Source organism: Agromyces humi (genome assembly GCF_009720255.1).
In the GTDB taxonomy this organism is placed as follows: Bacteria; Actinomycetota; Actinomycetes; order Actinomycetales; family Microbacteriaceae; genus Agromyces; species Agromyces humi.
This window is the reverse complement of the sequence record NZ_WJSP02000134.1, coordinates 1-9,041: the sequence shown is the minus strand read 5'-3', so window position 1 is coordinate 9,041 and position 9,041 is coordinate 1. Positions and strand designations below refer to the sequence as shown.

General features: G+C 69.9%; 6 protein-coding genes. 2 read left to right on the top strand and 4 right to left on the bottom strand.

Features of this window, described 5'->3' with window-relative positions; genetic code table 11:
- Positions 1 to 2,029: DEAD/DEAH box helicase (locus GH736_RS12055; protein WP_162529554.1), on the top strand; the 2,029-nt coding region annotated here is incomplete at its 5' end.
- Between the two features lie 203 nt (positions 2,030 to 2,232).
- On the opposite strand, the gene GH736_RS12050 is transcribed toward GH736_RS12055, so the two are convergent.
- From GH736_RS12050 to GH736_RS12035, 4 genes are all read right to left on the bottom strand, one after another.
- Positions 2,233 to 3,570: an MFS transporter gene (locus GH736_RS12050; RefSeq protein WP_235934088.1), complete on the bottom strand. Its 1,338-nt coding sequence runs from the start codon at positions 3,568 to 3,570 to the stop codon at positions 2,233 to 2,235.
- Between the two features lie 186 nt (positions 3,571 to 3,756).
- On the bottom strand, positions 3,757 to 5,892 hold the full coding sequence (locus GH736_RS12045; protein WP_159603557.1) for an ABC transporter ATP-binding protein: 2,136 nt from the start codon (positions 5,890 to 5,892) through the stop codon (positions 3,757 to 3,759).
- Complete coding sequence (locus tag GH736_RS12040; RefSeq protein WP_159603555.1) at positions 5,889 to 7,622, bottom strand: ABC transporter ATP-binding protein; 1,734 nt, start codon at positions 7,620 to 7,622, stop codon at positions 5,889 to 5,891. Before GH736_RS12040 ends, GH736_RS12045 begins: the two co-directional genes overlap by 4 nt.
- A 170-nt stretch (positions 7,623 to 7,792) precedes the next feature.
- Complete coding sequence (locus GH736_RS12035) at positions 7,793 to 8,488, bottom strand: DUF998 domain-containing protein (RefSeq protein ID WP_159603553.1); 696 nt, start codon at positions 8,486 to 8,488, stop codon at positions 7,793 to 7,795.
- A 108-nt stretch (positions 8,489 to 8,596) separates the two neighbouring features.
- On the opposite strand from GH736_RS12035, the gene GH736_RS25605 reads away from it, so the two are divergent.
- A partial coding sequence (locus tag GH736_RS25605) for a TetR/AcrR family transcriptional regulator (protein WP_159603551.1) occupies positions 8,597 to 9,041 on the top strand: 445 nt, incomplete at its 3' end.

Below are 9,041 nucleotides of genomic sequence, written 5' to 3'. Positions count from 1 at the left end.
CGCGGCCGCGGCGGACCCCGAGCTCGACGACGACCTGCTCGCGCGCGTCGCCGATGAGCTGGGCTGGGTGCCGCTCGACGCCGTGGTGCTGCGCGGCGTCGACGCGGCCGAGTTCACCGCCGAACGCCTGCCGCGACTCGAACGCCTCGCTGTCGGCAGCTCCCTGCGCATCGACGTCACCGGCGAACGACCCGAGTACCGCGAGGCCACCGCCGAGCCCATCATCACCGTCACCACCGTGGAGACGCTCAAGCGCGACTGGTTCGACCTCGGCGTGGTGCTGACGGTCGACGGCAAGCTGGTGCCGTTCATGCCGCTGTTCCGGGCGCTCTCAAAGGGGCAGAAGCGACTCCTGCTCGTCGACAAGAGCTACCTCATGCTCAACCAGCCGGTGTTCGCGCCGCTGCGCGAGCTGATCGAGGAGGCCGGCACGCTCGCCGAGTGGGAGACCGGCCTGCGCATCCACCGCTCGCAGACGAGCCTCTGGGCCGACTTCGAGGACCTCGCCGACGTCGCGGAGCCCGCGGTCGACTGGCGTCGCACCGTGGCCGCGCTCGAGGAGGGGCGCGTCGAGCAGCTCGAGCCGCCGGCCGGGCTCGCCCTGCCGCTCCGCCCATACCAGCTGGCCGGATTCCGCTGGCTGGCGTTCCTCTGGGCGAACCGCCTCGGCGGCGTGCTCGCCGACGACATGGGGCTCGGCAAGACGGCGCAGACGCTCGCGCTCATCGCCCACGCGCGCGACCACGAAGACGGTGGGCGGCCGTTCCTCGTCGTCGCGCCCACGTCGGTCGCCTCGAACTGGGTGCGTGAGGCCGAACGGTTCACGCCGGGCCTCCGCGTCGCGAGCGTCACGGCGACCGAGGCCAAGCGTCGCGGTCGTATCGCGGATGCCGCGGCGTCCGCCGACCTCGTCGTCACCACCTACGCCGTGTTCCGCCTCGAGGCGGCGGCCTTCGCCGCGGTCGAGTGGGGCGGGCTCGTGCTCGACGAGGCGCAGTTCGTGAAGAACGCGGCGACGAAGGCGCACGAGGCGGCCCGGGGCATCCGCGCGCCGTTCCGCCTGGCCGTCACGGGCACGCCCATCGAGAACAACCTCGGTGAGCTCTGGTCGATCCTGCGGATCGTGGCGCCCGGCCTGTTCCCCTCGCGCCGCGCGTTCGACGAGCGCTACCGCCGGCCGATCGAGCAGGACGGCAACGCCGAGCGCCGTGAGCGCCTGCGGCGCCGCATCCGGCCGCTCATCCTGCGCCGCACGAAGGAGGTCGTGGCGCCCGAGCTGCCGCCCAAGCAGGAGCAGGTGCTCACGGTCGAGTTGGCACCCCGTCACCGCCGTCTCTACGACACCGTGCTGCAGCGCGAGCGGCAGAAGCTGCTCGGCCTCATCGACGACCTCGACCGGCAGCGGTTCATCGTGTACCGGTCGCTCACCCTGCTGCGCCTGCTCGCCCTCGACGCCACGCTCGTCGACGAGGAGCGCTACGCCGGGTACCCGTCGGCCAAGCTCGACGCGCTCTTCGAGCAACTCGACGACGTGCTCGCCGAGGGCCACCGCGCCCTCGTGTTCAGCCAGTTCACCTCGTTCCTCGGTCGGGTGGCGAGTCGGCTGGATGCCGCGGGCGTGCCCTACGCGTACCTCGACGGGTCGACGCCGGTGCGCCGGCGCGACGCCGAGATCGAGCGGTTCCGTGCCGGCGAGGCATCCGTGTTCCTGATCAGCCTGAAGGCCGGCGGGTTCGGGCTGAACCTCACCGAGGCCGATTACGTGTTCCTGCTCGACCCGTGGTGGAACCCCGCCAGCGAGGCCCAGGCCGTCGACCGCGCGCACCGCATCGGACAGGCGAAGCAGGTCATGGTTTACCGGCTCGTCGCGCAGGACACGATCGAGGAGAAGGTCATGGCGCTGAAGGCCCGCAAGGGCGAGCTCGTCGCGTCGATCCTCGACGCCGGGATGGACGGCGCGGATGCCGCGGGGCTCGACGGCGCCGACACGATCAGCGCCGACGACCTGCGGGCGCTGCTCGACGGCTGAGACCGACTGGCGGCACGCGCAACGCTTCCTGACCGAATGCTGAGCTTCACTCGAAAACGGCCTGCTACGCTCACTGGGACGCTTGACCCAGACCCGAAGGGTCGCGTCAGGTCCGGTTCCCGGACCGCCGCATACCCTACGACGTCGCGCCTCGGTGGCCTGAGCCCCGAGGCGCGCGTCCGGCACGGCGGGGCACCGCGCTCCTAGCGCCTCCAGCGGTCGCGGCGACGCGTACGCGGTTCGTCGAGGCCGATGTGCACCCGCGTGCGCTTGCGTTCCCACACGATGAACGCCGATCCGAGGGCCCACAGCGGCACCTGGGTGAGGAACGCGATGCGGAACGCGTCGAGGCTGTACGTGTCGGGCGTGCCCGCACCCTGCGCGTCCATCGCGATGCCGATGAAGAGGATCGCAAGCAAGGCGGCGAGGAATCCGCCGACGTTCACGATGCCCGTGGCAGTGCTGAGGCGGTGACTCGGATTGAACGTCCGGGCGTGGTCGAAGCCGATCATCGACGCCGGACCACCGGTGCTCAGGGCGAAGGCCAGCACGAAGAGCAGCCAGATCGGCGCCGGGCCCGGCCACGCGATCACCACCAGCCACACCAGCGCCTGGATGCCGATGACGGGGAGCACCAGCATCCGTGATCGCCGCATCGGATGCCGGCTCGAGAGCGCGCCGATCACCGGACCGGCGACCATGCCGAAGACGACGTAGACGCTGAAGATCAGCGAGGCCATGGCGGGGGAGAGCCCCTCGCCGACCGTCAGGAACGGGAATCCCCACAGCAGGATGAAGGCGGTACCCGAGAAGGGCGTCGTGAAGTGCGACCAGAACGCGAGGCGGGTCGCCGGGTGCGCCCACGACTCGCGGAAGCCCTCGCGCAGGTCGGCCGACGAGGTCACCGCGTGGATGGCGCCGGTGGCGGTGTCCACCGAGACATCCGCGTCGCGATCGGGAGGCCGGTTTCGGATGACCGCGAACGTGAGCACGGTGAAGAGCGCACCGAGCCCCGCCAGGCTGCCGAACGCGACACTCCAGGTCGAGGCGTGCAGGATCGCGGCCATCGGCAGGATCGCGAGCAGCTGCCCGGTCTGGCCGACGATGCCGGTCATCTGCACGAGGAACGGCGCCTGCCGTTCGGGGAACCACACCGCCACCACGCGGAGCACGCTCGGGAAGACCGCGGCGTCGCCCGCGCCGACGAGCATCCGCGCGAAGATCGCCGTGCCCACGTCGGGCGCGAAGGCCATGACGAGCTGGCCGATCGCCATGAGGAACATGCCGGCCGTGATGATGGGCCGCGCGCCGAAGCGGTCGAGGAGGAGCCCGACCGGGATCTGCATCGCGCCGTAGACGGCGAGCTGCACCACCGCGAACAGGGACAGCACCGAGGCATCCGCGTCGAAGCGCACCGCCGCATCGACGCCGACCGCCGAGAGCGAGGTGCGGTTCGTGACCGAGACGACGTAGGCGGCGACGCCGACACCCCACACCAGCCACAGGCGCCAGGCGCGCACGGGAGGGATGGCAGTCGTCACGAGACCTTCACGGGGAGGAACGGATGACGGCGGCCTCCGGTGCGAGCCGCCGCCGTTCCAGCCTAACCGGGCCGGTCGAGCTGACGTGGCCTCGTGCCCGGAACGCGAACGAGCGGATGCCCCGTGGTGGGACATCCGCTCGTTCGATGCGCTCGCGCGCCGTCGGCGCGCTGCGCCGGGGCCTTGCTACAGGTCGGCGCCCTCCGCGGCCGCGTCGACCTTGGCCTCGTACCCGGCCTCGAATGCCGCGCCGGCGGGCGCCGCCTCGGGCTGCACGAGGGCGGCCTCCGCGTCGAGGTCGGTGGCGGCCTGCTCGAATTGCGAGTTGTACAGGCGCCAGTATGCGCCCTGCCGCTTGATCAGCTCGTCGTGGCTGCCCTGCTCGACGATGTCGCCGTGCTCCATCACCAGGATGAGATCGGCATCGCGGATCGTCGAGAGCCGGTGCGCGATCACGAACGACGTGCGACCCTCGCGGAGGGCCGCCATCGCGTGCTGCAGCAGCAGCTCCGTGCGGGTGTCGACCGAGGAGGTCGCCTCGTCGAGGATCAGCACCGACGGCTGCGCCACGAACGCGCGGGCGATCGTGATGAGCTGCTTCTCACCCGCCGACACGTTCGATGCGTCCTCGTCGAGGACGGTCTCGTACCCGTCGGGCAGCGAGTGCACGAACCGGTCGACGTACGTCGCCCGGGCGGCCTCGAGGATCTCCTCGTCGGTCGCCGACTCGCGGCCGTAGCGGATGTTCTCGCGGATGGTTCCGGCGAACAGCCACGGGTCCTGCAGCACCATGCCGGTGCGTGCGCGCACGTCGTACCGGGTGAGGTCGGCGATGTCTTGGCCGTCGAGGAGGATGCGGCCACCGTCGAGCTCGTAGAACCGCATGATGAGGTTCACGAGCGTCGTCTTGCCGGCTCCGGTCGGCCCCACGATCGCGACCGTCTGGCCCGGCTCCACCCGGAACGACAGGTCGCGGATCAGCGGACGCTCGGGAGTGTAGGCGAACGAGACGTTCTGGAACTCGATCGTGCCGTCGCCGTCGACCGCCGCGGGTGCGTCGGCGCCGTCGGGCTCCTGCTCCTCGGCGTCGAGCAGCTCGAACACGCGCTCGGCCGAGGCCGTGCCCGACTGCACCACGGCGGCCATGCCGCCGAGCTGCGAGAGGGGCTGGGTGAACTGCTGCGAGTACTGGATGAACGCCTGCACGTCACCGAGCCGCAGCTGGCCGCTCGCGACCATGAGCCCGCCGAGCACGGCGATGCCCACGTAGGTGAGGTTCCCGATGAACATCATGGCGGGCATAATGATGCCCGAGAGGAACTGCGCCTTGAACGCGGCCTCGTAGAGCTCCTGGTTCTCGGCTCGGAAGTTCTGGCTCGAGTCGTACTCGCGGCCGAACACCTTCACGAGGGCGTGTCCCGAGAAGGACTCCTCGACGCGGGCATTGAGGCGCCCGACCTTCTTCCACTGCACGCCGAACGCGGCCTGCGACTTCGGACCGATCACGCCGAAGATCACGCCCATGAGCGGCAGCGAGACGAGGGTGACGAGCGCGAGCTGCCACGAGATCGAGAACATCATGATCACGACGCCGACCACGGTGAGCACGCTCGTGAGCGCGCTCGAGAGCGACTGCTGCATCGTCTGCGTGATGTTGTCGATGTCGTTCGTGACGCGCGAGATGAGCTCGCCGCGCTGCACCCGGTCGAAGTAGCTCAGCGGAAGGCGGTGCACCTTCGCCTCGACGTCTTCGCGCAGTCGCCACATGGCCCGCACCATGATGACGTTGATCACGTACCCCTGCACCCACGACAGCACCGAAGCGGCGATGTAGAGCATCAGCACGGTGATGACCACCTGGCTCAGGGCGACGAAGTCGATGCCCTGGCCGGGCGTCAGCGTGCCCGCCGCCTCCACGATGTTCGCGAGGTCCTCCTGGCCCGCGGCACGCAGGCCGGCGACGGCCTGTTCCTGCGTGACGCCCGCGGGCAGCTGCAGGGAGATGACGCCCTCGAAGATGAGGTTCGTCGCCTCGGCGAGCACCTTCGGCGCGATGACGGTGAGCACGACGCCGATGGCGCCGAGGAGGGAGGCGAACGCGAACGACCACTTCCACGGGTTGAGGAGCCCGAGCATGCGTCGGAAGCTGGCGCCGAAGTCCTGGGCCTTCCCGGGCGCGACGCTGTCCCACGATCCGGAGTTGCGGCGCGCCTCTTCGGCGAGCTCGTGCTCGATGCGCTCCTCTTCGGTCATCTCCTGGGGTTCCGCCTGCCGGGCCCGCCCGCGGGCGCGGCCGTTCGTCTTGTTCGTGTCGGCGCTCATGCCGTTGCCTCCACTCCGAGCTGGGATTCCACGATCTCGCGGTACGTCGTCGACGTCTCGAGGAGCTCCTCGTGCGTGCCGATGCCCACCATGCCGCCGTCGTCGAGCACGACGATGCGATCGGCGTCGGTGATCGTCGAGACGCGCTGTGCCACGACGATCTTGGTGACCTGTGGCAGCTCCCGCCACAACGCCTGCCGCAACCTGGCATCGGTGGTGAGGTCGAGCGCCGAGAACGAGTCGTCGAAGACGAGGATGTCGGGGTTGTGCACGATCGCCCGGGCGATGGCGAGCCGCTGGCGCTGGCCGCCCGACACGTTGGTGCCGCCCTGTGCGATGCGGCCGTTCAGCCCGCCCTCCATGTCGGCCACGAAGTCGCGGCCCTGAGCGATCTCGAGCGCGTGCCAGAGTTCGGCGTCAGTGGCCTCCTCACGACCGAATCGCAGGTTCGACGCCACGGTGCCTGCGAAGAGGAAGGGACGCTGCGGCACGAGGCCGATCGTCTTCCACAGGTGGTCGAGGTCGGCCTCGCGAACGTCGACGCCGTTGACCCGGATGGAGCCGCTCGTCGCGTCGAACAGTCGCGGGATGAGCGAGATGAGCGTCGTCTTGCCGGCGCCGGTGGAGCCGACGATCGCGACGGTCTCGCCGGGCTCGGCCCGGAAGGTGATGCCGTGCAGCACCGGGGACTCCGCGCCGGGGTAGGCGAACTCCGCGTCGCGGAACTCGACCGATCCGACCTCGGGGAATGCCACGACCGGGTTCTCGGGGCGCGTGAGCGTGGACTCGCTCGCGAGGACCTCGCTGATGCGCTCGGCCGAGACGGCTGCGCGGGGGATCATGATCGTCGTGAAGGCCGCCATGAGGACGCCGCCGAGGATCAGGCCGATGTACTGCATGAAGGCGAACAGGGTGCCGATCTGCACCTCGCCGTCGTTGACCTCGATGGCGCCGAACCAGATCACGCCGATGATCGTCACGTTGATCACGAGCATGAAGAAGGGGAACAGCGTGATGAAGAGGGTGCCGACGCGGCGCCCGACGTCCATGATGTCGGTGTTGGCCCCGCGGAACCGCTCCTCCTCGATCGGTTCGCGTACGAAGGCGCGCACCACGCGGATGCCCGTGAGCTGCTCGCGGAGGATCCGGTTCACGGCGTCGAGCTTCACCTGGAAGCTGCGGAACAGCGGCACCATGCGGCTGATCACGATGACCGCGACGACGAGGATCGTGAGTACCGACGCCCCGATCAGCCAGCTGAGGCCGACATCCTGCGAGAGCGCCATGATGATGCCCCCCACTGCGAGCAGCGGCGCGCTGATGAGCATGGTCGCGCCCATCATCGCGAGCATCTGCACCTGCTGCACGTCGTTCGTGTTGCGGGTGATAAGCGAACCGGGCCCGAACTGCGAGACCTCGCGCTCCGAGAACGCGCTCACCTTGTCGAACACGTCGTTGCGGATGTCGCGGCCGGCGCGCATCGCGGCCTTCGCGGCGAAGTACGTGGCGATGATGGCCGCGATGATCTGCCCGAGGGAGATGGCGAGCATGAACATGCCGGTGGACCAGATGTACTCGGTGTCGCCCTTCGAGACGCCGTTGTTGATGATGTCGGCGTTCAGGCTGGGCAGGTAGAGGCTGGCGAGCGCGGAGACGAACTGGAAGGCCAGCACACCGAGCAGCAACCACCTGTAGGGCTTCAAGTAGCGGATGAGGAGTTTTCCGAGCATGGTTCTCCGAGAGGAAGGGGTGAAGACGGGAGACGAAGGAGGGACCCGCCGGCGGCGATCTCGAGCCCCCGCTCGATATCGCACCCGCTAGTCTGCATCGAACCCCTACCCTCCGACATCATCCGCTCGGCTGATATCGCTGAGAGCGCAATCACGAAGGCCCCTCGGTGTCATCGGAGATCGGGCCGCGGGGCCATCCGGTACGCCGTGAGCGAGGCGACGGCGAGCCACACCCAGCCGGCGACCACCGCGAGCCAGAGGAGGCCCACGCCCGCGGGCACCATGGCGAGCGCCGCACCGCCGAGGAAGCCGACCACGACGACCGCCGCGGCGACGAACGAGACCGTCGCCATCCCCCGGCGCCCCTCGCGACGGAACCACGTGCCGATGACGACCGCCGCCGCAGCCAGGCTGAGGAACCCGATCGTGCCGGCCAGCAGGTGGAGGAGCCCGCTCGGCGACGCGGTCGTGGCGTCCGTGCCACCCGGCGGGAAGCCGCCCGTGGCATCCGGCGGGAAGATCGCGGCGGCGAAGAGGCTGACGCCGTACACCCCGAGGAGCACGCTCGCCCAGCCGCCGCGACGGCCGGGCAGCAGTCGGGCGAACCCGACCGCGGCCGCGAGCACCATGAGGCCGCTGAGCACGAGGTTGGCCGCCTGGATCCAGCCGAGCGGGCCGAGCAGCAGCAGGCTGAGTGCGTGCCGGGAGAGGTCGAAGCCCGGCACGAGCAACGCCTGCGCGAGCCCGACGATGAGGTAGAACGGACCGGCCACGACGCCCCATCCCAGCAGCGACTTCGTGACGGCACGGCCCCGGTCGAACGTCGGGCCGGACGAGGGGGCGGGGGCGGGAGTCGTGGCGGACATGGTGCGCACCTTCCGGATGGGCGTCGTGGCGAGAGCACTATTGCCCTCACGGGTGTAGTATTGCACCGTGCAATACAAAAGTAAACCGATGAGTGCAGAAGAGGATCGATGAGCACGCAGCCGACGGCGGACCGGACCGACTACGAGGACCCCCGGATCACGCGTTCGCGCGCGCTCATCATGGACGCCGCGGCCCGCGTCTTCCTCCAGCGCGGCTACCCCGGCACGAGCGTCGACGACATCGCCGCCGAGGCCGGCGTTTCGAAGCGCACCGTGTACAACGTCTTCGACGACAAGGAGCAGCTCTTCCGAGCGATCATCGGGCGCGCGATCGCGACGGCGGAGCGATTCTCGTTGGAGTTCGCGTCGACGACGGCCGAGGCCGACGATGTCGAGGCGGCGCTCATCGCGCTCGCACGCGAGCTCGCGGCATCCGTGCTGGGCGGCCGCGTGGTGCCGCTGCGGCGCCTGCTCATCGGCGAGGCGTCCCGGTTCCCCGAGTTCGCGGCCGACTACTACGAGCGAGCGCCGGGCCGCGTGATGGCCGCGGTCG